General features: G+C 69.8%; 23 protein-coding genes and 1 riboswitch. Of the genes, 15 read left to right on the top strand and 8 right to left on the bottom strand.

Features of this window, described 5'->3' with window-relative positions; genetic code table 11:
- Both VGT80_RS17335 and VGT80_RS17330 read left to right on the top strand, forming a co-directional pair.
- Positions 1–1,294, top strand: a 1,294-nt coding sequence (locus VGT80_RS17335; protein WP_327457909.1) for an efflux RND transporter permease subunit, incomplete at its 5' end; no start/stop codon positions are given.
- A 3-nt stretch (positions 1,295–1,297) separates the two neighbouring features.
- A complete protein-coding gene (locus VGT80_RS17330) occupies positions 1,298–1,471 on the top strand; it encodes a hypothetical protein (protein ID WP_327457908.1) in 174 nt (57 codons plus the stop codon).
- On the opposite strand, the gene VGT80_RS17325 is transcribed toward VGT80_RS17330, so the two are convergent.
- Both VGT80_RS17325 and VGT80_RS17320 read right to left on the bottom strand, forming a co-directional pair.
- On the bottom strand, positions 1,468–3,219 hold the full coding sequence (locus VGT80_RS17325) for an ABCB family ABC transporter ATP-binding protein/permease (RefSeq protein WP_414693923.1): 1,752 nt from the start codon (positions 3,217–3,219) through the stop codon (positions 1,468–1,470). The genes VGT80_RS17330 and VGT80_RS17325 overlap by 4 nt on opposite strands.
- 101 nt (positions 3,220–3,320) lie before the next feature.
- Entirely contained in the window at positions 3,321–4,103 is a 783-nt protein-coding gene (locus VGT80_RS17320) for a hypothetical protein (protein WP_327457906.1), read from the bottom strand.
- A gap of 106 nt (positions 4,104–4,209) precedes the next feature.
- Between VGT80_RS17320 and VGT80_RS17315 the strand changes: the two genes are divergently transcribed.
- Positions 4,210–4,803 carry a TIGR00730 family Rossman fold protein gene (locus VGT80_RS17315; protein WP_327457905.1) on the top strand — a complete coding sequence of 198 codons (594 nt, stop codon included), beginning with the start codon at positions 4,210–4,212 and terminating at the stop codon, positions 4,801–4,803.
- A gap of 147 nt (positions 4,804–4,950) precedes the next feature.
- On the opposite strand, the gene dksA is transcribed toward VGT80_RS17315, so the two are convergent.
- Both dksA and VGT80_RS17305 read right to left on the bottom strand, forming a co-directional pair.
- Complete coding sequence (gene dksA, locus VGT80_RS17310; protein ID WP_327457904.1) at positions 4,951–5,379, bottom strand: RNA polymerase-binding protein DksA; 429 nt, start codon at positions 5,377–5,379, stop codon at positions 4,951–4,953.
- Between the two features lie 95 nt (positions 5,380–5,474).
- On the bottom strand, positions 5,475–5,903 hold the full coding sequence (locus VGT80_RS17305) for a flagellar assembly protein FliX (RefSeq protein ID WP_327457903.1): 429 nt from the start codon (positions 5,901–5,903) through the stop codon (positions 5,475–5,477).
- 195 nt (positions 5,904–6,098) lie between these two features.
- On the opposite strand from VGT80_RS17305, the gene VGT80_RS17300 reads away from it, so the two are divergent.
- The 4 genes from VGT80_RS17300 (at position 6,099) to VGT80_RS17285 (ending at position 8,730) form a co-directional block, all read left to right on the top strand.
- Entirely contained in the window at positions 6,099–7,208 is a 1,110-nt protein-coding gene (locus tag VGT80_RS17300; protein ID WP_327457902.1) for a flagellar basal body P-ring protein FlgI, read from the top strand.
- Positions 7,208–7,522 carry a rod-binding protein gene (locus VGT80_RS17295; protein ID WP_327457901.1) on the top strand — a complete coding sequence of 105 codons (315 nt, stop codon included), beginning with the start codon at positions 7,208–7,210 and terminating at the stop codon, positions 7,520–7,522. Before VGT80_RS17300 ends, VGT80_RS17295 begins: the two co-directional genes overlap by 1 nt.
- Positions 7,522–7,974, top strand: a complete 453-nt coding sequence (locus VGT80_RS17290) for a flagellar basal body protein (RefSeq protein ID WP_327457900.1) — start codon at positions 7,522–7,524, stop codon at positions 7,972–7,974. Before VGT80_RS17295 ends, VGT80_RS17290 begins: the two co-directional genes overlap by 1 nt.
- Positions 7,975–8,042: 68 nt before the next feature.
- Positions 8,043–8,210: riboswitch (FMN riboswitch) on the top strand.
- 79 nt (positions 8,211–8,289) lie between these two features.
- Positions 8,290–8,730, top strand: a complete 441-nt coding sequence (locus VGT80_RS17285; protein ID WP_327457899.1) for a PaaI family thioesterase — start codon at positions 8,290–8,292, stop codon at positions 8,728–8,730.
- A 1-nt stretch (position 8,731) separates the two neighbouring features.
- On the opposite strand, the gene VGT80_RS17280 is transcribed toward VGT80_RS17285, so the two are convergent.
- Positions 8,732–9,079, bottom strand: coding sequence for a cupredoxin domain-containing protein (locus VGT80_RS17280; protein ID WP_327457898.1), 348 nt, complete (start codon positions 9,077–9,079; stop codon positions 8,732–8,734).
- Positions 9,080–9,172: 93 nt separating this feature from the next.
- Between VGT80_RS17280 and VGT80_RS17275 the strand changes: the two genes are divergently transcribed.
- The 4 genes from VGT80_RS17275 (at position 9,173) to VGT80_RS17260 (ending at position 12,327) form a co-directional block, all read left to right on the top strand.
- Entirely contained in the window at positions 9,173–9,934 is a 762-nt protein-coding gene (locus VGT80_RS17275) for a hypothetical protein (RefSeq protein WP_327457897.1), read from the top strand.
- 94 nt (positions 9,935–10,028) lie between these two features.
- A complete protein-coding gene (locus tag VGT80_RS17270; protein ID WP_327457896.1) occupies positions 10,029–10,799 on the top strand; it encodes a class I SAM-dependent methyltransferase in 771 nt (256 codons plus the stop codon).
- Positions 10,800–10,855: 56 nt separating this feature from the next.
- Complete coding sequence (locus tag VGT80_RS17265; RefSeq protein WP_327457895.1) at positions 10,856–11,767, top strand: LysR substrate-binding domain-containing protein; 912 nt, start codon at positions 10,856–10,858, stop codon at positions 11,765–11,767.
- An 89-nt stretch (positions 11,768–11,856) separates the two neighbouring features.
- Positions 11,857–12,327 carry a DUF1203 domain-containing protein gene (locus tag VGT80_RS17260; protein ID WP_327457894.1) on the top strand — a complete coding sequence of 157 codons (471 nt, stop codon included), beginning with the start codon at positions 11,857–11,859 and terminating at the stop codon, positions 12,325–12,327.
- A 7-nt stretch (positions 12,328–12,334) separates the two neighbouring features.
- On the opposite strand, the gene VGT80_RS17255 is transcribed toward VGT80_RS17260, so the two are convergent.
- Positions 12,335–13,072, bottom strand: a complete 738-nt coding sequence (locus VGT80_RS17255; RefSeq protein ID WP_327457893.1) for a ParA family protein — start codon at positions 13,070–13,072, stop codon at positions 12,335–12,337.
- Between the two features lie 163 nt (positions 13,073–13,235).
- On the opposite strand from VGT80_RS17255, the gene VGT80_RS17250 reads away from it, so the two are divergent.
- The 3 genes from VGT80_RS17250 to VGT80_RS17240 all read left to right on the top strand — a co-directional run bounded on the left by VGT80_RS17250 (position 13,236) and on the right by VGT80_RS17240 (position 18,986).
- Positions 13,236–15,221 (top strand): OPT family oligopeptide transporter, encoded by a 1,986-nt coding sequence (locus tag VGT80_RS17250; protein ID WP_327457892.1) that lies wholly within the window; start codon positions 13,236–13,238, stop codon positions 15,219–15,221.
- A 197-nt stretch (positions 15,222–15,418) separates the two neighbouring features.
- A complete protein-coding gene (gene uvrA / locus VGT80_RS17245; RefSeq protein WP_327457891.1) occupies positions 15,419–18,310 on the top strand; it encodes an excinuclease ABC subunit UvrA in 2,892 nt (963 codons plus the stop codon).
- 64 nt (positions 18,311–18,374) lie between these two features.
- The gene (locus tag VGT80_RS17240; RefSeq protein ID WP_327457890.1) at positions 18,375–18,986 is read left to right on the top strand and encodes a glutathione S-transferase family protein; all 612 of its coding nucleotides are present in this window, start codon (positions 18,375–18,377) and stop codon (positions 18,984–18,986) included.
- Here VGT80_RS17240 and VGT80_RS17235 read toward each other — a convergent pair.
- Positions 18,983–19,807, bottom strand: coding sequence for a hypothetical protein (locus VGT80_RS17235; RefSeq protein WP_327457889.1), 825 nt, complete (start codon positions 19,805–19,807; stop codon positions 18,983–18,985). The two genes, VGT80_RS17240 and VGT80_RS17235, sit on opposite strands and share 4 nt — an antisense overlap.
- 22 nt (positions 19,808–19,829) lie before the next feature.
- Entirely contained in the window at positions 19,830–20,753 is a 924-nt protein-coding gene (locus VGT80_RS17230) for a hypothetical protein (RefSeq protein WP_327457888.1), read from the bottom strand.
- Positions 20,754–20,886: 133 nt separating this feature from the next.
- Here VGT80_RS17230 and trmFO point away from each other — a divergent pair.
- On the top strand, positions 20,887–21,845 hold a 959-nt coding region (trmFO, locus tag VGT80_RS17225; RefSeq protein ID WP_327457887.1), incomplete at its 3' end, for a methylenetetrahydrofolate--tRNA-(uracil(54)-C(5))-methyltransferase (FADH(2)-oxidizing) TrmFO.

Here is a 21,845-nt window from a genome sequence, read left to right as displayed (position 1 = left end):
GATCCGCAAGAAGGTGACCGACATCCCCGGCATGCAGGTGGAGGTGCGGCTGCCGCAGAACGGTCCGCCGACCGGCAAGGCCATCCAGGTGCAGCTGCAAAGCCATGATCCGGCCGCCCTCGACCGCGCCGCGAACCTGGTGGACGCCAAGCTCGCCGCCGATCCGCAGTTGATCGAGCTGGAGGACACCCGCACCTCGCCCGGCATCGAGTGGAACCTGCAGGTCGACCGCGAGGCGGCGGGTCGCTACGGCGCCGACGTGCTGTCGGTCGGCCAGGCGATCCAGTTCCTCACCGGCGGGGTGCTGGTCGGCCGCTACCGTCCCGACGACGTCCAGGACGAGCTCGACATCCGCGTCCGCTTCCCCGCCGACGCGCGCAACACCGGCGCCTTCGACAAGCTGAAGATCACCACGCCCTTGGGCCCGGTGCCGGCCAGCTATTTCATCAAGCGCGTGCCGGCCCAGCAGGTGACCCAGATCCAGCGGCGCGAGGGTCAGCGGCTGGTGATCGTGCAGGCCAATGTCGCCAAGGGCGTGGCCGCCAACCAGAAGGTCGACAAGCTGCGGCCCTGGCTCGAGAAGACGCTCACCGACCCCGCCGTGCGCTGGAAGTTCGTCGGCGCCGACGAAGAGGGCCAGAAGGCCGCCCAGTTCTTCATGGTGGCCATGGCGGTCTCGCTGTTCCTGATGGCGGTGATCCTGCTGTGGCAGTTCAACAGCTTCTACGGGGTAGTGGTGACGCTCTCGGCCGTGGCGCTGTCGACGGTCGGCGTGCTGCTGGGCGTGCAGGTCAACCTCGCCCACACCTTCGACTATGTGTCGGTGATCATGATGGGCACCGGGATCGTGTCGCTGGCAGGCGTCGTGGTGGGCCACAACATCGTCCTGGTGGACACCTTCTACCAGCTCCGACGGCAGGGCCATCCGGCCGACGAGGCGGCGATGCGGGCGGCGACCCAGCGCTTTAGGCCGGTGATGCTGACCACCCTGGTGACCGTCGTGGGCCTGCTGCCGCTGATGTTCCAGATCCACCCGGACTTCGGCGCCGGGACGGTGGAATCCCATGCGCCGGGCTCGGCGATCTGGGTGCACCTGTCGGGATCGGTGGTCTGGGGGCTGTCGTTCTCGACCCTGCTCACCCTGGTGCTGACGCCGGTGCTGCTGGCCGCGCCCAAGGTGATGTCGGCCCGGTTCCGGCGGGTCTGGGGCTGGGGCCGCAAGACCGCGGGGCTGGCGCCGAAACCTGCGCTGCGGCCGGCGGCCAGCAACGACCTGCCGCAAGCGGCGGAGTAGGCCTTGGGGCTATCGTCGCGGCTGGCCCGCGTCGAGGACATCGCGGCCCTCGAGGCGGTGATGGAGGCCGCCATCCCCGAGCTGCCGCGGCCGTTCCTGACGCCGGCGCAGGTCGCCGCCAGCCGCACCACCATGGGCCTCGACCGCCAGCTGATCGCCGACGGCATCGGGGGTTAGACTTCCCGGGTCTGCCGGCGCCACAGGGCGGCGTATTCGCCGGTGCGCTCGATAAGCTCGGCGTGGGTCCCATGCTCGACGATCTTGCCGCGGCGCAGCACCAGGATCTGGTCGGCGTCGACGATGGTCGACAGGCGGTGGGCGATGACCAGGGTGGTGCGCCCGGCGCGCACCTTGCGCAGGGTCTCCTGGATGGCCGCCTCGGTGGGGCCATCGAGCGCGCTGGTGGCCTCGTCGAGCACCAGGAGGCGCGGATTGGCCAGCAGGGCGCGGGCGATGCCGACCCGCTGGCGCTCGCCGCCGGAAAGTTTCAGGCCGCGTTCGCCGACCAAGGTCGAGAGGCCGTTGGGCAGGCCGTCGATGAAGGGGCCGAGCTCGGCGGCCTCGGCGGCGCCGCGAACCTCGTCGGGGCCGGCGTCGGGCCGGGCGAAGGCGATGTTGGCGTAGAGGGTCTCGTTGAACAGGGCCACGTCCTGCGGGACGAGCGCAATGGCGGGGCGCAGCGAGGCCAGGCGGACGTCCTTGAGGTCGAGGCCGTCGATCACCACCCGGCCCTCCTGCGGGTCCAGCAGGCGCATGGCCAGGCGCGCCGCGGTGGTCTTGCCGCCGCCCGAGGGGCCGACCAGGGCCACGGTCGAGCCGGGCTTGGCCTCGAAGGTCACGTCGGAGAGGCCGACGGAGCGCGCGTCGTGGCGGAAGCTGACGTGCTCGAAGGCCAGCTGCGCGCCCTGGCCGCTGGCCGGCGGCAGGGCTTTCGGATGCTCGGCGTCGACGATCTCCGGAGGCGTGGCCTGCAGGTCGATCATCTGCTCCATGTCGATGAAAGCCTGGCGGATCTCGCGGTAGTTGAAGCCCAGCATGCCGAGCGGGGCGTAGAGGCCGCGCAGGAGCAAGCTGGCGGTGAAGATGCCGCCCACCGTCATCTGGCCGTGCACCACCCACAGACCGGCGGTGACGGTCATGATCGCCAAGCCGATCTGCATGATCAGGGTCTGGGCGCCGTTGAGCATGTTGAGCGAGGTGTTGGCCCGCACGCTCGCCTCGACGAACTCGTCCATGGCCCGTGCGTAGCCGCCGACCACGCGGTCCTCGGCGCCGAAGGTCTTGACGGTCTCGTAGTTGATCAGGGCGTCGACCGAGAGGCCCGCGGCGCGGCTGTCGGTGTCGTTGAGCGCGCGGCGGTGGGAGAGCCGCCAGTCGGTGATCCGGAAGGTGACCACCACATAGATGGCGATGGTCGCGAAGGTGATGGCCGAAAACGCCCAGCCGAGCCTGTAGGCCATGACGCCGATCGCCAGCAGCAGTTCGATCAGGGTGGGCCCGATGTTGAACACCACGCTGCGGATCAGGAAGTCGGTGGAGCGCGACCCGCGGTCGATGACCCGTGACAGGGTCCCCATGCGCTTGGTCTGGTGGAAGTCGAGCGACAGGCCGAGCGCGTGCTGGAAGCTCTCCACGGCCGCCTTGGCCATGGTCGCCTGAGAGACCCGCAGGAAGATGGCGTCGCGCATATAGGGCGCGGCGGCGGCGGCGAGGCTGAGGACCGAGGCGGCCAGCGCCCCCATCACGAACAGCGCGAAGGAGGGCGCGCCGGCCTTGGGCGCCAGGCGGTTGATGGCGTCGCCAAGCGCGACCGGCGCCCAGACGCCGGCCATCTTGCCGAGGAACACCAGGCCGAGCGCCGCGACGAGGCGCAGGCGCAGCTGCGGCGCTTCGGAGCGCAGCACGAGGCGGCCGAGATCGCGCATGGAGGTCCAGAAATTGAAGGTGGCCGCAGGGGCCGCCACGCCGCCCGGCTCCCTCGCCCGCGCAGCGGCGTAGTAGATGTGGGCCAATCGGGCCTCCCCCTTCAGTCCAGCAGCAGGGTGGACTGCACCCCGCCGCCCGGCGTCCGCCAATCGATCCGCAGGCCGCCCTTGGTGAACTGGCTACGCAGAGGCCCCGCCACAAGGGGCTCGGCCGGCGTCACGGCCACCTTGGCGGCGGCTTCGAAGTTGTCGCCGTTGACCTCCACGGTGTGGGTCCCGCCAGGGATTGGCTGGCTGAGCGCGATGGCGTAGCGGCCCTGGCCGTCAGCCCGCGCCTGCGCCGCCTGGCGGCCATCGAGGCGCACGAAGACCGGGGTATCGGCCGGCGCGACGCCGGAGACCACCGCCCCGCCCTCGGCGTCGAAATCGATGGCCCCCAGCCCTGGCCCACGCCGCGGATCGAGCCGGATCGCCCCGGCGCCGGCCCTGAGCAGGGCCGCCGGACCCTGCGGGGTCAGGAGCACGTAGCCCTGCGCCTGGGCCTGGCGGCCGCCGAGCGTCTCGGAGAGGCCGAAGATGCGTGGGCCCGCCGCCGGCGCCAGCCGCAGCGTCCAATGGCCGGCGGTATCGGACCAGGCCGACACCGCGACACCCGCCGGCGAGCCCAGCCGAACCTGCACGCCGGGCGGCGCCGTGCCGCTGAGCCGTGGGCCGGCGGCCTCGTTGCGCACGAGATCGACGCTCGGCGGCGCCGCATAGTCGCTTCCGGCGGCGCTCGACGGCGCATCGGTGCGGCGCGGCGGCGTCCGTCCGCAGCCGGCAAGGGCCAGGGCGGCGGCCATGACGGCCATCGGGGCCAGGAGAGTCGCGGACTTCGGGAACACGGCGCGCTTGAAACTCCTTAACCTCAGCCGTAGCTAATCGGGCCTTCCTCGCGCCCCGGCAAGCATACGCAGCCGATCCCGGGGCCGGACAGGAGTGATCATCGACATGGCCGGACGATCTGAGGCCCTGGAGTCCATCTGCGTGTTCTGCGGCTCGTCGGAGGCCGCCGACCCGGCGTTCCTGGCGGCCGCCAAGGCGCTGGGCCAGGCGCTGGCGCAGGCGGACCTGCGGCTGGTCTATGGCGGCGGCGGCGTCGGCCTGATGGGCGCCTGCGCGCGCGCCGCGCATGCGGCCGGCGGGCGAGTGCTGGGCATCATCCCCGATTTCCTGATGGGCAAGGAGCGCGCGCTGGAGACCGTCGAGCACGTGATCGTCTCCAACATGCACGAGCGCAAGATGATGATGTTCGAGCGCTCCGACGGCTTCGTCATCCTGCCGGGCGGCATCGGCACGCTCGAGGAGGTGGTGGAGCTGCTGTCCTGGGGCCGGCTCGACCTGCACCGCAAGCCGGTGGTGTTCTATAACCCGCGGAATTTCTGGAAGACGCTGTTCGACTGTTTCCAGATGACCGTCGACGAGAGGCTCACCCCGCCGGAGTTCATGGGCTCCTGGCGCTCGGTGGAGCGCGTGGAGGACATCATCCCGGCCTTGCGCGAAATGGCCGGGCCCAGCGCCGACGCGGTGGCGCGCAAGGCGTAGGGCTTTTCCCTCTCCTTTATGGGGAGGGTCGAGGCGCGGCACGCGCCCGGGGTGGGGAATAGAGATCAGGCTCAGAGCCTAGTCGTGGTTTCCCCACCCGTCTGTCGCTTCGCTCCAGCCACCCTCCCCATGAAGGGGAGGGAAAAGTCAGTCGTCGCGGTGCACGCGCTCGCGGCGCTCGTGCCGTTCCTGGGCTTCCAGGCTCAGGGTGGCGATCGGCCGGGCGTCCAGGCGGGCGACGCCGATGGGCTCGCCGGTCTCTTCGCAATAGCCGTAGGTGCCTTCCTCGATCCGCCGCAGCGCCTCGTCGATCTTGGAGATCAGCTTGCGTTGACGGTCGCGGGTGCGCAGCTCAAGAGCCCTGTCGGTCTCCGAAGACGCCCGATCCGCGAGATCGGGATGGTTTTCGGTTTCGCTTTGCAAGTGCGTCAGGGTTTCGCGAGATTCCCTGAGAATTTCCTCTTTCCAAAGGAGAAGCTTCTCCTTGAAATACTCCTGTTGCCGATCATTCATGAATTCCTCGTCCTCGGAAGGACGGTATTCAGCGACTTCAGCCCGTACTGCGGCTGTTTTCATGGACACCTCGAGCCCCCTGAACTCCCCGAGCGACACGCGGGCGGCTTATAGCAAAACGAACATGGGTTTCAAATCACGGGAAACTGACATCGGCGTTATGCCGCACGAGCCTGTTCCAGCTTGGCGATTTCGACGGCGGCGCGGGTCTCGATCTCATCGAGCAGGGCCTCCAGCCGCGGGTCGTCGGTGCCGGCCCGCTGTTCGCGCACCGCGCCCTGCAGGCGGATCAGGGCGTCGCCGCTGATCCGGCCCTCCAGCAGGGCGAGCTTCACGCCGTCAAGCAGGTCGAGGATGCGCCCGGCGCGGCCAACGGCGCGGCGCTTGCGCTCCAGCGGGCCGCCGACGTCCTGCAGGGTGAGGAGCGCCTCGACACCCATCACGGCGTGGGCTGTGGAGACGTTGGAGCTTTGCGCGGGACCCGCGGTTTCGCCCATGGAGGGCAACCGGAAGCTGCCATCGGCCGAGCGCTGGGTCCCACGCGCGCCCCCCGCCTGTCCGACCCCGCCCGTCCCCGTGACCTTCATGTGACCGACTCTATACCCTTACGCGTGAGGACCAGATTCCGGCCGCCCTGATTGCAGTATGGTTAATGCCGGGCAAATTCTGCCGACAGGCCGTGGGCTGAGCCTCCGGCGCTCCCCCATCCGATTGTTTTTGTTGTCGTTTCAGACTGGCACGGGCGTCGCATGCATACGGGCGAAGCAGCTTCGCCGGTGATCATGCGTCAGCTTTTGGTAAGTCTCTTAGCCGCCCTCGCCAGCCTGGCGCTCGTCGCCGAGCCCGCGGCGGCCAAGTCGCGGATCAAGGACATCGTCGATTTCGAAGGCGTGCGGGACAACCCGCTGGTCGGCTACGGCATCGTGGTCGGCCTGAACGGCACGGGCGACGCGCTGCGCAACGCGCCGATGACCAAGCAGAGCCTCGAGGCCATGCTGGAGCGGCTGGGCGTCAACACCCGCGACGCCAACCTGAACACCAAGAACGTGGCTGCGGTGATGGTCACCGCCAAGCTGCCGGCCTTCGCCGCGGCCGGGGCGCACATGGACGTCAACGTCTCGGCCATGGGCGACGCCAAGAGCCTCTTGGGCGGCACCCTGATCGTCACCCCGCTGCTGGGCGCCGACGGCCAGACCTACGCCGTGGCGCAAGGCACGGTGCAGACCGGCTCGATCAGCGCGTCGGGCGCCTCAGGCTCCACCGTTTCCAAGGGCGTGCCCACCGCCGGCCGGATCGCCGGCGGGGCGGTGATCGAGCGCGAGGTCGCCTTCAATTTCGACTCCATGCCGATCCTGCGGATGACCCTGCACAACCCCGACTTCACCACCGCCCATCGGGTCGCCGACGTCATCAACGCCAAGTGGCCGGGCTCGGCGCTCGCCGAGAACCCCACCATCGTGGCCGTCAAGCCGCCGGCCGGGCAGGACATGATGGGCTTCATCACCCTGGCCGAAAACCTGGCGGTCGAGCCGGACAGCCCGGCCAAGGTGGTGATCGACGAGGTCGCCGGCGTGATCGTCATGGGCGAGAACGTGCGCATCTCCACCGTCGCCATCCAGCAGGGCAACCTGACCATCACGGTGCGCGAGACCCCGGCCGTCAGCCAGCCGCCCGCCTTCGCCCGAGTGGGCAACACCGCCGTCGTGCCGCAGTCCGACGTCTCGGTCGACGAGGAGAAGGGCAAGCAGTTCCTGACCATCAAGAGCGGGGCCTCGCTCGCCACCCTGGTGGCCGGCCTGAACGCGCTCGGCGTCACGCCGCGCGACATGATCTCGATCCTCCAGACCATCAAGGCTGCAGGCGCCCTGCAGGCCGAGATCGAGGTGCTGTGATGAGCGACATCTCCGCCATGGTGATCCCGCCGAGCCTGACCGCCCCGCCCGCGGCGCCGAGCGCCGCCGAGTTGGCCAAGCGCGGACAGATCAAGCGGACGGCCCAGGACTTCGAGGCCTCGTTCCTCTCGGTGATGATGCAGCAGATGTTCGCCGGGGTTTCCACCGACGGCCCGTTCGGCGGCGGCCAGGGCGAGGAGATGTTCCGCTCGGTGCTCACCGACGCGATGTCCAAGCAGATGGTCAAGGTGGGCGGCATCGGCATCGCCCCCACCGTCGAACGCGAGATGCTCAAGCTGCAGGGACTGAAGTGATGGCGCTCGCCGCGGAGACCCCCGCCGACCGGGTGGATCAGCTGATCATCCTGACCGAGCGGCTGACCGAGCTGGTGGCCGACCAGGCCCTGGCCTTCGAGCAGCACCGGCCGCAGGACGCCGCCCGCTTCGTGGAGGAGACCTCGAAGCTCGCCAACGTCTATCGCCACGAGTCCGCGCGGATTCGCGCCAACCCCAGCCTGCTGGTCGGCGCGCCCGTCCTCGAGCGGGCCCGGCTGACGCGGGCCACCGAGGCCTTCGACGCGGTGCTGGCCCGCCAGTCGCGCGCCCTGGAAGCCGCCAAGTTCATCACCGAGGGCCTGGTGCGGGCCATCGCCGAGGAGGTCGCCAACCAGCGCCACCACGGCGCGCCGTCGGCCTATGGCCCGACCGGCGAACGCACCGCCAAGCCCACCGACGGCGCGGCCATCACCCTGAACAAGCGGGCTTGATTCAAACACTTGTTTGACGCTGCGTAACACCGGTATCGTCGCGCGATCCGTCGGGCTGTTCCGGCGGTCTACGTTCTCAGGGCGGGGTGGAATTCCCCACCGGCGGTGATGCCTTCCCTGCGGGGCGGGACGAGCCCGCGGGCGCCCTGCGGAGCTCCACTCGGAGCGAAGCAGGGGACGAGCAGAGCCGGTGCGATCCCGGCGCCGACGGTCACAGTCCGGTTATGAGAACCGCCGATCCGCGTCCGGATTCCCGGCTCACGCGGCGTCGGCGTCTCCCTGGGGCGTGGTTCAACCCCGTCAGGGACGACGACCATGACCCAAACGATCCAGGACCTGCCTGCCGGCTACTCTCCGCACGACCGCAAGAGCCCGCTCACCGATCCGTGGGAGCCGCTCTACAGCCGCAAGGCGGGCGAGCGGGTGATCCTCGCCTTGCGGGCCGGCGCCGCCCACACCAACAGCCGCGGCTTCGTGCACGGCGGCCTGATCTCCGCCCTGGCCGACAACGCCATGGGCCTCTCCTGCGCCCGCACGCTCGGTCACGCCGGCGGCCTCGTGACGGTCAATCTGACGCTGGATTTCCTGGGCTCGGCCCAGCTCGGCCAATGGCTGGAGTTCGACACCGTGTTCGTGAAGCCGGGGACCACCCTGTGCTTCGCCCAGGCTTTCGTGACCGCCGACGGCCTGCCCTGCGCACGGGCCAATGCGGTGTTCCGCGTGGTCGGCCGCGAGCCACAGAGGAAGGCCTCGTGAGTTAGGGCGCGGTCGCGGTCAGCACGCCGGAAGCGGTATCGGCGTGCAGTTCGCCCATGAAACTATAGGCCCCGGGCTTCAGCGGCCCGACGGTGAAGCTCGCCTTGCCGAGCGGGGTGACGTCCTTCTCCACATGCAGGTCGTCGCTGTCGAACTCCTCGAGGGCGGCGTCGCGATTGGCCAGCTCGATGCGGATCGTCCGCCCAGCCGGGACGGAGACGCGGTCCGGCGTGAAGCGATGATCCTTCAGGGTCAGGGCCACGGTCACCGGCTCGGCCGGAGCTTCCGCCAGGGCGGCGCCGGCGCCGAAAACGCCGATCAGGACCAGGGCCGCTGCAAGCCGCATCATGCGATCTCTCCTCGTTGGAGCCTGCTTCTTAGCTGCAATTGACAATCGTTCGCAAGTGTATATGCGAACCATTCTCAACACACGGGGCGGGACATGCGAGACTGGGGCGTCAGGCTGGCGACGGCGGTCGCGATGGCGATGGGGTGGGCGGGGTCCGCGGCGGCCGAGCCGGGGCTCGCCAACCAGGTCTATGCACCCTACCCCCGCAACGGGGTCACCGAGCTGGAGGTGCGTGGCGGCCGCTATCTCGGCGGCGCGGCGGCGGGCGATTCCGCCGCGGTGGTGGAACTGGAGCACGGATTCGGCGACCGGCTGAGCCTGGCCGTGCTTGGCGAGTTCGAGGACCAGCCGGGCGCCCGGCGCAAGCTCGACTCGGTGGGGCTGGAGGGCGTGGCCTACCTGGGCCAGGTCCCCGGGACCGGCGTCGACGTGGGCGGCTACCTGGAATACGAGCAGCGCCTTCACAACGAGTCCGGCCTCGTGGAGGCCAAGCTGCTGCTGGCCCGCCGCTTCGGGCCGGTGCAGGGGCTCGTCAACCTGATCGCCCAGCAGCCCCTGACCCGACGCGACGGCGAAGGGGCCGCGCAGCTCGGCTACGCCGCGCAAGGCACGCTGGACGCCGGCCACGGCGTGCAGGTGGGGGTGCAGGCGTTCGGCGCCCTCGGGACCAACCGGGCGCCCGGCGGATCGCAGGCGCACTTCCTGGGCCCCATGGTCCGCTGGGAATTCCGGCCGGCCGGCCGCAAGGCCGGCGAGTTCGAGCTGGAAGCGGGCTGGCTGGCCGCCGTCGGCGCGGCGCGGCGCGACACCGACGGCCAGGTTCGGTTCGCGCTGGAGTGGGAAACCCGGTTCTAGTGATCTAAGCTCACAGGGCGGTGGCTGAGATGTCGTTTGCGCCTTGGCCTCACAGACCCGATGCTGCACCGCAACGTGAGCCGAGGGCACAGAGATGGAGCTGCGCGCCACCTTCGATACGGTCGCCGAGATTTATGATGCGGTGCGCCCGGGCTATCCGGAGCCGCTGTTCGACGACATCGCCGCCATGGTTGGTCTCGGACCCGGCGACCCGGTGCTGGAAGTGGGCTGCGGCAGCGGCCAGGCCACCGAGAGCCTCTACGCCCGACGCTACGCCATCACCGCGCTCGATCCCGGCCCGGCCCTGATCGCCGCGGCCCGCCGCCGCTTCGCCGACGCCCACGACGTGGCCTTCGTCATCTCTCGCTTCGAGGACTGGGTTGCGCCCGCGCAGGGCTACCGCCTGGTGGCCGCCGCCCAGTCCTGGCACTGGACGCCGCAGGCCCGCGCCTTCGCCGGCGCCGCCCTGGCGCTCAGGCCCGACGGCTGGCTGGCGGTGTTCGGCAGTTGCCCGGTGCGATATCCGCCGTGGTTCCTGGCGGCCGCGAAACCGCTCTACATGCGCCATGCGCCAGAGCTCTGGGGCCCGCCGTCGGAGAGCTGGTACCTGCCACAGGGGCCCGTGTCGGGGCTGTTCGCCGGCTCCGGCTGGTTCGCGCCGGCCACCCATCGCGCCTACCCCTGGATCTGGCCCCACACGGCCGAGAGCTACCGGGCCTTCCTGCGCAGCCGCTCCGATTTCAACGGGATCGCCGAGCCGCGGCGCGAGGCGCTGATCGACGCGCTCGCCGAGGCCATCGTGGCGCACGGCGGGGAGCTGGAGATCGGCTACGAGAGCCATCTCTACCTGGCGGCGGCGGTATGACGCCAAACGCCGCGATCCGCGCTATAAGCCGCCTGTTGCTTGTGAGCTGAGATCACATGCCGAGGCGCCAACACCTGCCGCTGACCGCGCTGAGGTCCTTCGAGGCCTTCGCCCGGCATGGCCGCATGAGCCTGGCCGCCGACGAGCTGTGCGTCACCCACGGCGCGGTAAGCCGGCAGGTTCGCGGGCTGGAGCGGCTGTGCGGCGTGCGGCTGACCCATGGACCGCGCAACAACCTGCGCCTGACCGACGCCGGCCAGCGGCTGGCCCGCTCGCTGGGGGCGACGTTCGACGAGATCGAGCGCAGCTTCGTGGAGGTCAGCGCCGGCGCCGAGCGCGAGATCCACGTCTCCTGCGTCGGCACGCTGGCTATGCGCTGGCTGATCCCGCGCCTGCCGGCCTTCCACGCCCGCCATCCAGCTCACTCGGTGCGGGTGACCGAGTCCTACAGCCCCGTCGACTTCACCCGCGAGCCCTTCGACGCCGCCATCCGGCTGGCCGACACCCTCCACGTGGAGGGGGCGACCACCACCACGCTGTTCGACAACTTCCACGGACCGGTGCTGTCGCCGTCGCTGCGCGGCGCGGGCCTGAGCCTCTCCGACCTCAAGGGCCTGCCGCGCCTGCACACCCGCTCCCACCCGCAGGCCTGGGCCGAGTGGACCGAACATGCCGGAGTGGTGTTGCCCGAGGCGGCCGCGCACCGCGAGTACGAGCACATCTTCTATACCCTCGAGGCCGCCAACGCGGGCCTCGGCGTCGCCATCACGCCGTGGATCTATGTGGCCGGGGACATCGCCGCGGGCCGGCTGATCGCCCCGTTCGGCTTCGTGCGCACGCCGGCGCGGTTCCACCTGATCCTGCCCGACGAGGCGCCCAAGCGCGGCCTCGCCCACTTCCGCGACTGGCTGGTCGAGGAGGCCGCCAAGGCCCCGCCCCCGCCGCAGATGGCGCTGGTGGGGGCCTGAGCGCCGGCGGCTTTCGGACCTGTGTTGCGGACGACCCATTGGCTTCCGGCGGGCGTCGAACGATGGTCCGGCGCGAGAAGGAGACCCCCATGTCGTTCGTGATTTCCGGCCTGCCGGTCGAGGCCTTCAGGCCCCTGTTCAGCCTCTCCGACGCGGCGCTGGCCGAGCGCGGCGTGGTCCGCTGCCAGGTCGACGCCAAGGCGGGCTTCCCCTGCCGGGTGACGCTGGAGGACGCCGAGCCCGGCGAGACGGTGCTGCTCATGAACTACGAGCACCAGCCGGCGCCAACGCCCTATCGCGCGAGCCACGCGATCTTCGTCAGCGAGGCGGCGACCGAGCCACGCCGGGCAGTGGACGAGGTTCCCGGCGCGCTCAGGGTTCGCGCCGCGCTCAGCCTGCGGGCCTATGACGAGGCCGGAATGATGGTCGACGCCGAGCTGACGCCGGGGGCTGCGATCGAGCCGGTCATCGAGAAGATGTTCGCCAATCCGCAGGTCGCCTACATCCACGCCCACAACGCTGGCCGCGGCTGCTACGCGGCGCGGATCGACCGCGGCTAGCCGGCGGTCAGGACACCAGCCGCCGCAATGCCGACTGCATCGCCCGCACCGGCGACAGCCCCTGTGGGCGTCGCCGCAGGGCGCGCGGCAAGGGGGCGCTCTTCGCGGGCGCCAGGGCGAGGTGCTTGCTGATTTCGGCCAGCAGCCAGAGCACGTCAGCGGCGGCTTCGCTGTTCACGTCCCATTCCGTCACGCCACAGTTGCTGGCGAAGGCGTGCTGATAGGCGATGCGGCTGCGCAGCACGGACTTCGCCACCGGCAGCTTGCCGAATCTCAGGCGCTGGATAGCGTCGATGACGACCGGGTTCTCCTCGCCGTTGCGCTTCGGCGGACACTGGTTGAGCACGACCAGACCCGGGGTGGGGGTGCGCTGGATAAGCGCGATCGTATCCCGGACGGCCGCCAGGTCCAGGAACGTCGGGCGCGTGACCGCCAGAACGAGGTCCGAATGGGTCATGCAGTGGACGATCTCGGACTCCGGATGGGTCGGTGTGTCGATGACCAGCAGGTCGCAACCGTTGCGCTTGCAGTTCTCCTGCAGCACCCAGAGCTTTCCGGCGTTGGTCTCGATCAGCATCGAGGAGGCTTCCGCCCGCGATCGGAGAATCTCCGACGAGGAGCGCAACGGATCCATGTCCGCCAGCACGACTTTGAGGCCGGCCTGCCGGGCCGCCATCGCCAAACTCACGGAGACCGTGGTCTTGCCCGCGCCACCCTTGCGGGAATTCACTGTAATCGTCTTCACAGGCGTTCCTCGACCCACCGCTAGGGATAGCCGAATCATGGTTTCCGACGTGTTAGCGCCCGCGCGGGCTGCAGGTCCCCAAAGGGGTCCCCCGAGCCGCTCTTGAGCCCGGTCCCGCTTCCGGCTCTAACGGGTCGGTCAAGGGCTCAAGGGTGGAAACAATATGGCGGCGGTGGAAGCGGCGGAGCGGCCGAGGCTGGAGCTGACGGTCCGGGGCGTGGTGCTGGGGGTGCTGATCACCTTCCTGTTCACCGCGGCGAACGTGTTCCTGGGCCTGAAGGTGGCCTTGACCTTCGCCACCTCGATCCCGGCGGCGGTGATTTCCATGGCCCTGCTCCGGGCCTTCAAGAACTCGACCATCGTCGAGAACAACATCGTCCAGACGGTGGCCTCGGCGGCGGGCGCCATGGCCTCGGTGGTGTTCGTGCTGCCGGGCCTGATCATCGTCGGCGCGTGGACGGGCTTCCCGTTCTGGACGACCTTCGCGATCTGCGCGGTCGGGGGCGTGCTGGGGGTGATGTACACCATCCCGCTTAGGCGGGCGCTGGTGACCCAGTCGGACCTGCCCTACCCGGAAGGCGTCGCCGCCGCCCAGGTGCTGCTCGTGGGCTCCGGCTCCGAGGGCGACGGGGCGGAGGCCCAGGCCGACAGCAAGCTCGGCCTATTGGCCATCACCCTCGGCTCGATCGCCGGGGCGGCCTATGCCCTGATCACCACCACGCGGGTGTTCGCCAGCGAAGTCTCGGCCTATGTCCGCACGCCGAACGGCGGGGCGACGGGCCTCGGGGCGCAGGCCTCGCTGGCCCTGTTCGGGGCCGGCCACCTGGTGGGCGTCGCGGTGGGCGCGGCCATGACGGTGGGTCTGGTCATCACCTGGGGGATCGCGGTGCCGGTGCTCACCGCCCTGCATCCGGCCGCCGGCCCGATCGCCGACTGGGCGGGCGATGTGTGGCGCCATCAGGTGCGCTTCATCGGGGCCGGCGCCATCGGGGTCGCGGCGCTCTGGACCCTGGCCAAGCTCGCCGTGCCGCTGGTCACCGGCGTGGCCAGCGCCCTTGCCGCCGAGCGGCGGCGCAAGGCCGGCGAAGGCGGCGCCCTGCCGCGCACCGAACAGGACATCCCGATCGGGGTGATGGCGGTGATCTCTCTGGCCTGCCTGGTCCCCATCGCCGTCCTCTTGGCCGCCTTCCTGGCGGGCGGGCCGCTGGGCTCGCTGGTCGTGCCCCTGACCATCGCCGCGGTGCTCTACATCGCCGTGGCCGGGTTCGCCGTGGCGGCGGTCTGCGGCTACATGGCCGGGCTGATCGGCTCCTCCAACTCGCCGGTTTCAGGCATGGCCATATTATCGGTGCTGGGCGCGGCCCTGATCATCGCGGCCATCGGCCTGCCGGTGCTGAAGGGCGGCGACGTGAAGCCGCTGGTGGCCTTCGCCCTCTTGGTCACCGCGATCCTGATCTCCGTGGCGGTCAGCGCCAACGACAACCTGCAGGACCTGAAGACCGGCCAGCTGGTCGACGCCACGCCGTGGCGCCAGCAGGTGGCCCTGGTGATCGGGGTGATCGCCGGCTCCGCGGTGATCCCGGTGATCCTCAACCTGCTCAACAAGGCCTATGGCTTCGCCGGCTCGCCGATGCACGGAATCTCGGCCAATCCGCTGGCCGCGCCGCAGGCGACGCTGATCTCGACGATTGCGTCGGGGGTGGTCGGCGGCAACCTGCAGTGGGGCCTGATCGGCATCGGCGGCCTGGTGGGCGCGGCCCTGGTGGTGGTCGACGAGCTGCTGCGCCGGACGGGACGGCGCAGCCTGCCGCCGCTGGGCGCGGCGCTGGCCATCTACCTGCCGTCGAGCGTCACCGTGCCGGTGATCCTGGGCGCCTTCGCGGGCTACGCCTACGACCGCCGGGTGGAAAAGCGCCCGAACGGCGAGGCGGCCAAGCGGCTGGGCGTGCTGCTGGTGAGCGGCTACATCGTCGGCGACAGCCTGCTCAACGTCGCCCACGCGGCCCTGATCGTCGCCACCGGGAAGGGTGCGCCCCTGGCCCTCGTGCCCGAGGACTTCGCGCTGGCGCCGCCGCTGGCCATCGTAGCCTATGCGCTCACCGGGCTGGCGCTCTACGTCTGGGCCGACCGACGGGCGATGCGGGCCTGAGGCGCTGCTGCCACCGTCCTGTCAGTAGCGGTCGGCCCGCGTTCCGGCACAGGGCATTTGTTCCCTTTGCGTTCTCGTGTAAAGTGGCGACTCGGGCGCCTACATTGGGGTATCACTGACAGCAGTTCACCGAACGCCCGCGGCGGATCTCTTCCCAAGAGGACCTCCGGCGGGCGCTAGCGTGTTTCCGGGACAAGATGGCCGACCACCAGAACCTGATCCGCGTGCGCGGCGCGCGCGAGCACAACCTGAAGAACGTCAGCGTGGACATCCCGCGCGGCGAACTCGTGGTGCTGACCGGCCTTTCAGGATCGGGCAAGAGCTCGCTCGCCTTCGACACCATCTATGCCGAGGGCCAGCGGCGCTATGTCGAGAGCCTTTCGGCCTATGCCCGGCAGTTCCTGGAGCTGATGAGCAAGCCCGACGTGGACCTCATCGAGGGCCTGTCGCCGGCCATCTCCATCGAGCAGAAGACCACCAGCCGCAACCCGCGCTCGACGGTGGGCACCGTCACCGAGATCCACGACTACATGCGCCTGCTCTGGGCCCGCGTCGGCGTGCCCTATTCGCCGGCCACCGGCCTGCCCATCGAGAGCCAGACGGTCAGCCAGATGGTCGACAAGCTGTCGGCCCTGGACGAGGGGTCGCGGATCTACCTGCTGGCGCCGGTGGTGCGCGGGCGCAAGGGCGAATACCGCAAGGAGATCGCCGAGTGGCAGAAGGCCGGCTTCCAGCGGCTGAAGATCAACGGCGAGTTCTATCCGATCGAGGACGCGCCGACCCTCGACAAGAAGTTCAAGCACGACATCGACATCGTGGTGGACCGGCTGGTCACCAAGCCCGGCCTTGAGAGCCGCTACGCCGACAGCCTGGAAACCGCGCTGCGCCTCGCGGACGGCATCGCCGTGGCCGAATGGGCCGACAAGGACCCCACGGAGGAAGAACCCCGGCGGCTGATCTTTTCCGAGAAGTTCGCCTGCCCGGTCTCCGGCTTCACCATCAGCGAGATCGAGCCGCGGCTGTTCTCGTTCAACAACCCCTACGGCGCCTGCCCGGTGTGCGACGGCCTGGGCATGAAGCTGGCGTTCGACGCCGACCTCGTCGTGCCGGACAAGGACAAGACCCTGCACAAGGGCGCCGTCGCGCCGTGGTCGCGCGGCCCCTCCCCGCTCTACACCCAGACCCTGCAGGCGCTGGCGCGGCACTACGGGTTCTCGATGGACGAGGCCTGGTGGAAGCTGCCCGACGTGGCCAAGCAGGTGGTGCTGCACGGCTCCGGCGAGGAGAAGGTCCGGTTCATCTACGACGACAATGCGCGGCGCTATGAGGTCAACAAGACCTTCGAGGGCGTGCTGCCGAACCTGGAGCGCCGCTGGCGCGAAACGGACTCATCGTGGGTGCGCGAGGAGCTGGGCCGCTTCCAGTCCGAAACGCCCTGCGAGGCTTGCGAGGGCTATCGCCTGAAACCGGAAGCCCTGGCCGTGAAGATCGACGGCCATCACATCGGCCAGGTCTCGACACTGTCCATCAAGCACGCGCGCGAATGGTTCGAGGCCCTGGATGGCCGGCTGACCGACAAGCAGATGGAGATCGCGCGTCGAATCCTGAAGGAGATCAACGACCGCCTGCGGTTCCTGGTGGACGTGGGCCTGGACTACCTGAACCTGTCGCGCGGCTCAGGATCGCTGTCCGGCGGCGAGAGCCAGCGCATCCGGCTGGCCAGCCAGATCGGCTCGGGCCTGACGGGCGTGCTCTACGTGCTCGACGAGCCCTCCATCGGCCTGCACCAGCGCGACAATTCCCGCCTCCTGCACAGCCTTCGGGGCCTGCGCGACCTCGGCAATTCGGTGCTGGTGGTCGAGCACGACGAGGAGGCGATCCTCACCGCCGACTATGTGATCGACATGGGCCCGGCCGCCGGCGTGCACGGCGGCGAGATCATCGCCCAGGGCAAGCCCGCCGACATCATGGCCGAGCCGCGCAGCCTGACCGGCCAGTACCTGTCGGGCGTGCGCGAGATCGAGGTTCCCGAAGAGCGCCGGCCGATCTCCAAGAAGAAGGTGCTGCGGGTCATCGGGGCGACCGGCAACAATCTGAAGTCCGTCACCGGCGAGATCCCGGTGGGCACCTTCACCTGCGTCACCGGGGTGTCGGGCGGCGGCAAGTCGACCTTCACGATCGAAACCCTCTACAAGGCGGCCGCGCGGCGGCTGCACAACGCCTCGGACGCGCCGGCCCCGCACGAGCGGATCGAGGGGCTGGAGAACTTCGACAAGGTCATCGACATCGACCAGTCGCCGATCGGGCGGACACCGCGGTCCAACCCGGCGACCTACACCGGCGCCTTCCAGCCCATCCGCGACTGGTTCGCCGGCCTGCCGGAATCCAAGGCGCGGGGCTACGGCCCGGGGCGGTTCAGCTTCAACGTCAAGGGCGGCCGCTGCGAGGCCTGCCAGGGCGACGGCCTGATCAAGATCGAGATGCACTTCCTCCCCGACGTCTATGTGACCTGCGACGTCTGCCATGGCCGGCGCTACAATCGCGAGACGCTGGAGGTGCTGTTCAAGGGCAAATCCATCGCCGACGTGCTCGACATGACGGTCGACGAGGCGGCCGACTTCTTCAAGGCCGTGCCGGTGCTGCGCGAGAAGATGCAGACCCTGAAGCGCGTGGGCCTGGGCTATGTGAAGGTCGGCCAGTCCTCGACCACACTGTCGGGCGGCGAGGCGCAGCGGGTGAAGCTGTCCAAGGAGCTGTCGCGGCGCGCGACCGGCAAGACCCTCTACATCCTCGACGAACCGACCACCGGCCTGCACTTCGAGGACGTGAAGAAGCTCTTGGAGGTGCTCCACGAGCTGGTCGACCAGGGCAATACGGTGATCGTCATCGAGCACAACCTCGACGTGGTGAAGACCGCCGACTGGATCCTCGACTTCGGCCCCGAAGGCGGCGACGGCGGGGGCGAGATCGTGGCCTGCGGCACGCCCGAGCAGGTGGCGGCCAATGCGAAGAGCTGGACCGGCCGGTACCTGGCCGGCCTGCTGGAACGCCACCGGGCGCGGCGCGGGACGGCGCGAAAGAGGGCGTGATATCCCTAGGCGGCGCTTCGCGCCGCCGTCCCGCCCTTGGGGCGGGACGAACCGGGAGAATTCCATGATCCTCTATGGCGCGCCGAATCCGGCTCCCAATCCGCGGCGGGTGCGGATCTTCCTGGCGGAGAAGGGGATCGAGCTTCCCGAGACGCCGCTCAACCTGATGCAGCGAGAGCACAAGAGCGATGAGCACAAGGCGCGCAATTCGCTGGGCCAGGTGCCGACCCTGGTGCTCGACGACGGGACCGCGATCTCCGAGACCGTCGCCATCTGCCGCTATTTCGAGGAGACGACGCCGGAGCCGCCCCTGTTCGGGACCGGCGCCAAGGGCAAGGCCCTGGTCGACATGTGGGTGCGGCGGATCGAGTTCCAGGTGATGAACCCGGTGGGCAATTTCTGGCGCCACGCCCACCCGCGCACCGCGGCCCTGCTGACCCAGTACAAGGACTTCGGCGAGGCCAATCGCGGCGCCTATGCCGGCGGACTGAAGTGGCTGAACCGCGAACTGGCCGACCAGCCGTTCATCGCTGGCGAGGCCTATTCGATGGCCGACATCTGCGCCCTGACCACGGTCGATTTCGCCACCTGGATCGGACTGGACGTTCCGGACGAGTACGAGAACGTGAAGGGCTGGCATGCCCGGGTGACCGAGCGGCCAAGCGCTGGGGCCTAGATCTCGCGGTCGCTGAGCGCGGCATAGGCGCTGACCCAGGGCGCGAGCAACAGCACCAGGGCGGCCGGGAACAGCACCAGCTGGGCGGCCAGCTGGGCGAGGTAGAGCCCCGGGTGGGTGGCGAGCGCATCGGCGTCGCCCATGGCTTCGAACACCGCGCCGAAGCCGACGCTGAAGCCCATGGCGAGCATCAGCACGATGGCCACCAGGAGCGCCATCAGAGCCACGACGCACGACGACAGCACCGTCATGCCGAGCAGCGGCCAGACCTGGCCGCGGGTCAGCCGCCAGGAGCCCATGAGGGTGAAGCGCCGCTCGGCGAAACTGACCACCGAGGCCAGCGAGAAGCGCAGGCCGAGCCACACCCCGGCCGCCACCACGAGGCCCCAGGCCACGAGCGCCATCCCCGGCCCGATGCCGCGGCCCGCCAGCACCAGGGCCGCGCACACCCCGGCCAGCAGGAACGCGGCCACCACCATCACCACCCAGACGCCGAAGATCCGCAGCTCGTCGGCGCCGATGCGCAGGTGCAGGAATCCCGGCTCCTGCGGCCGCAGCATCAGGCGGAAGAGGCCGCCGGCCAGCACCGCCACGGTGAGCGCCTCGCCGAGGCTGGCGAGCAGGCCGCCGAACGCGCCGCTGAACTGCACGGCGCCGGCGCTGGAGGCCGCCGCGGCGCCGAAGGTGGCGACGGAGGCCACGATGGCCAGGGCCACCAGGGCGATCAGGTTGAACAGCGACCAGCCGACCACCACCCGCCAGCTCTGACGCAGCACGCGAAAGCCTTCCAGCGCCGCGTCGCTCGGTGAGAAGTCGCTCATTCCCCCGCCCCGCCCGCGCGCCTCAAGGGGCGCTGATGTGCAGGCTGAGGCCGTCCGGATCGTCGTGCAGGTGGCGATAGACCACCGCGCCGGGCGCGGCGATCACCGCGAAATAGAGGGTCTGGAACAGGCTGCCGACGATCATGTAGGCGATCATGCCGGGGTTCAGATAGGCGGCCAGCGAGGTCTCGTCCGGATGGAAGATGGTGGAGAGGTCGGTGAGCTGGCCGCCGGCCAGCAGCACGATGATCCCGGCGACGGCGGTGAACAGCACAAGCGCCAGGAGGCCGATCACCACCATGCAGGCGACCGCCAGCAGATAGGCGCCGAACAGCCGCCAGAAGACGCCCCCGCGGGTGAGGGTCCAGGACTCGCCGATGCGCAGCCGGCGCTCGGCGAAGGTGGCCGGGGGCGCCAGCGACAGGCGCACCAGCACATAGACCAGCACCGCCAGCGACACGAGCTCGGCGATCGCGCCGACCGAGACGGCGAAACCCCGGCCCGCGAAGGAGGCGAGCGCGATGACGATGGCCGCGCCCAGCGTCAGGGCGACGGCCAGCAGGATGGTCAGCACCACGAAGATCAGGGTCAGCGCCATCAGCCGCAATTCGTCGCTGCCCAGCCGCAGGTATCCGAACCGCGAGTCCTCGTGGCGGAAGATCACGCGATAGACCGCCGCGGCCATCATGCACTGGAAGGCGAGGCCGAAGACGAACAGGGGCGAGACCGCAATCAGGGCGTCGGCGAGGGTCGCGAGATCGGGCGTGTCCTCGGCGCGCAGGGTGTCCAGCGCATGGCGCACCTCGGCCGGCATAAGGACGGTGACGAAGGCGCCCAGCACGCTGACCAGGAATGAGATCCCCACCCACCAGGCGAAGGCGCGCGGGTTCTCGCGCGTGATCCGGAAACCTTCCAGCGCAGCTTCGCTCGGCGAAAAAGGAGTCATGTCCGTCCCTGGCCGCCGGTCCCTTTCGATGAGACCGAGTCGGCGCCCCCGTAGTGTCCGAAGTTGAGCGGGCTGGACAGCGCGCGCAAGGCCCCGCTCGCGATGGCCCTTAATCGTTGCTAGTTAGCCACGCATGACAAGACCCGTGCATGTGGTGGGCGGCGGCCTGGCCGGATCCGAGGCCGCCTGGCAGATCGCCCAGGCCGGCGTGCCCGTGGTGCTGCACGAGATGCGCCCGGTGCGCGGCACCGACGCCCACCAGAGCGACCGGCTGGCCGAGCTGGTCTGCTCCAACTCCTTCCGCGCCGACGACTGGACGGGCAATGCGGTCGGGCTGCTGCACGCCGAGATGCGCCGGCTGGGCTCGTTGATCCTCAGCGCCGGCGACGCCCACCAGGTGCCGGCCGGGGGCGCCCTGGCCGTGGACCGTGACGGCTTCGCCCAGGCCGTGACCGAGCGGCTGGAGGCCCACCCGCTGGTGACCATCGTGCGCGAGGAGGTGGCCGGCCTGCCGCCCGCCGACTGGGACAGCGTGATCGTGGCGACCGGGCCCCTCACCTCGCCGGCGCTCTCCGAGGCGATCCTGACGCTGACCGGCGAAGGCCAGCTGTCGTTCTTCGACGCCATCGCGCCCATCGTGCACCTGGACTCCATCGACATGGACGTGGCCTGGCGGCAGTCGCGCTACGACAAGGAAGGCCCCGGCGGCGATGCGGCCGCCTACATCAACTGCCCCATGGATCGCGAGCAGTACGACGCCTTCATCGAGGCCCTGCTCACCTCGCCGAAATCCGAGTTCAAGGACTGGGAGCACGTGCCCTATTTCGACGGCTGCCTGCCGATCGAGGTGATGGCCGAGCGTGGGCGCGAGACCCTGCGCCACGGGCCGATGAAGCCGGTCGGCCTGACCAACGAACACGATCCGCAGGTGAAGCCCTGGGCCGTGGTCCAGCTGCGCCAGGACAATGCGCTGGGCACTTTGTGGAACATGGTCGGCTTCCAGACCAAGCTGAAGCACGGGTCGCAGAGCGAGGTGTTCCGCACCATCCCGGGGCTGGAGAAGGCGGTGTTCGCCCGGCTCGGCGGCCTGCA

The organism is Phenylobacterium sp., assembly GCF_035944335.1.
GTDB lineage: Bacteria > Pseudomonadota > Alphaproteobacteria > Caulobacterales > Caulobacteraceae > Phenylobacterium.
The sequence above is the reverse complement of the archived record's forward strand: the minus strand, read 5'-3'. Positions and strand labels throughout refer to the sequence as shown.

Excerpts from the sequence above, each read along its gene's own strand:
- VGT80_RS17325 (WP_414693923.1), bottom strand. The coding sequence starts at position 3,219 with ATGCGCGATCTCGGCCGCCTCGTGCTGCGCTCCGAAGCGCCGCAGCTG.
- VGT80_RS17315 (WP_327457905.1), top strand. The coding sequence starts at position 4,210 with ATGGCCGGACGATCTGAGGCCCTGGAGTCCATCTGCGTGTTCTGCGGC.
- dksA (WP_327457904.1), bottom strand. The coding sequence starts at position 5,379 with ATGAAAACAGCCGCAGTACGGGCTGAAGTCGCTGAATACCGTCCTTCC.
- VGT80_RS17305 (WP_327457903.1), bottom strand. The coding sequence starts at position 5,903 with ATGAAGGTCACGGGGACGGGCGGGGTCGGACAGGCGGGGGGCGCGCGT.
- VGT80_RS17300 (WP_327457902.1), top strand. The coding sequence starts at position 6,099 with ATGCGTCAGCTTTTGGTAAGTCTCTTAGCCGCCCTCGCCAGCCTGGCG.
- VGT80_RS17295 (WP_327457901.1), top strand. The coding sequence starts at position 7,208 with ATGAGCGACATCTCCGCCATGGTGATCCCGCCGAGCCTGACCGCCCCG.
- VGT80_RS17290 (WP_327457900.1), top strand. The coding sequence starts at position 7,522 with ATGGCGCTCGCCGCGGAGACCCCCGCCGACCGGGTGGATCAGCTGATC.
- VGT80_RS17285 (WP_327457899.1), top strand. The coding sequence starts at position 8,290 with ATGACCCAAACGATCCAGGACCTGCCTGCCGGCTACTCTCCGCACGAC.
- VGT80_RS17280 (WP_327457898.1), bottom strand. The coding sequence starts at position 9,079 with ATGATGCGGCTTGCAGCGGCCCTGGTCCTGATCGGCGTTTTCGGCGCC.
- VGT80_RS17275 (WP_327457897.1), top strand. The coding sequence starts at position 9,173 with ATGCGAGACTGGGGCGTCAGGCTGGCGACGGCGGTCGCGATGGCGATG.
- VGT80_RS17270 (WP_327457896.1), top strand. The coding sequence starts at position 10,029 with ATGGAGCTGCGCGCCACCTTCGATACGGTCGCCGAGATTTATGATGCG.
- VGT80_RS17265 (WP_327457895.1), top strand. The coding sequence starts at position 10,856 with ATGCCGAGGCGCCAACACCTGCCGCTGACCGCGCTGAGGTCCTTCGAG.
- VGT80_RS17260 (WP_327457894.1), top strand. The coding sequence starts at position 11,857 with ATGTCGTTCGTGATTTCCGGCCTGCCGGTCGAGGCCTTCAGGCCCCTG.
- VGT80_RS17250 (WP_327457892.1), top strand. The coding sequence starts at position 13,236 with ATGGCGGCGGTGGAAGCGGCGGAGCGGCCGAGGCTGGAGCTGACGGTC.
- uvrA (WP_327457891.1), top strand. The coding sequence starts at position 15,419 with ATGGCCGACCACCAGAACCTGATCCGCGTGCGCGGCGCGCGCGAGCAC.
- VGT80_RS17240 (WP_327457890.1), top strand. The coding sequence starts at position 18,375 with ATGATCCTCTATGGCGCGCCGAATCCGGCTCCCAATCCGCGGCGGGTG.
- VGT80_RS17235 (WP_327457889.1), bottom strand. The coding sequence starts at position 19,807 with ATGAGCGACTTCTCACCGAGCGACGCGGCGCTGGAAGGCTTTCGCGTG.
- VGT80_RS17230 (WP_327457888.1), bottom strand. The coding sequence starts at position 20,753 with ATGACTCCTTTTTCGCCGAGCGAAGCTGCGCTGGAAGGTTTCCGGATC.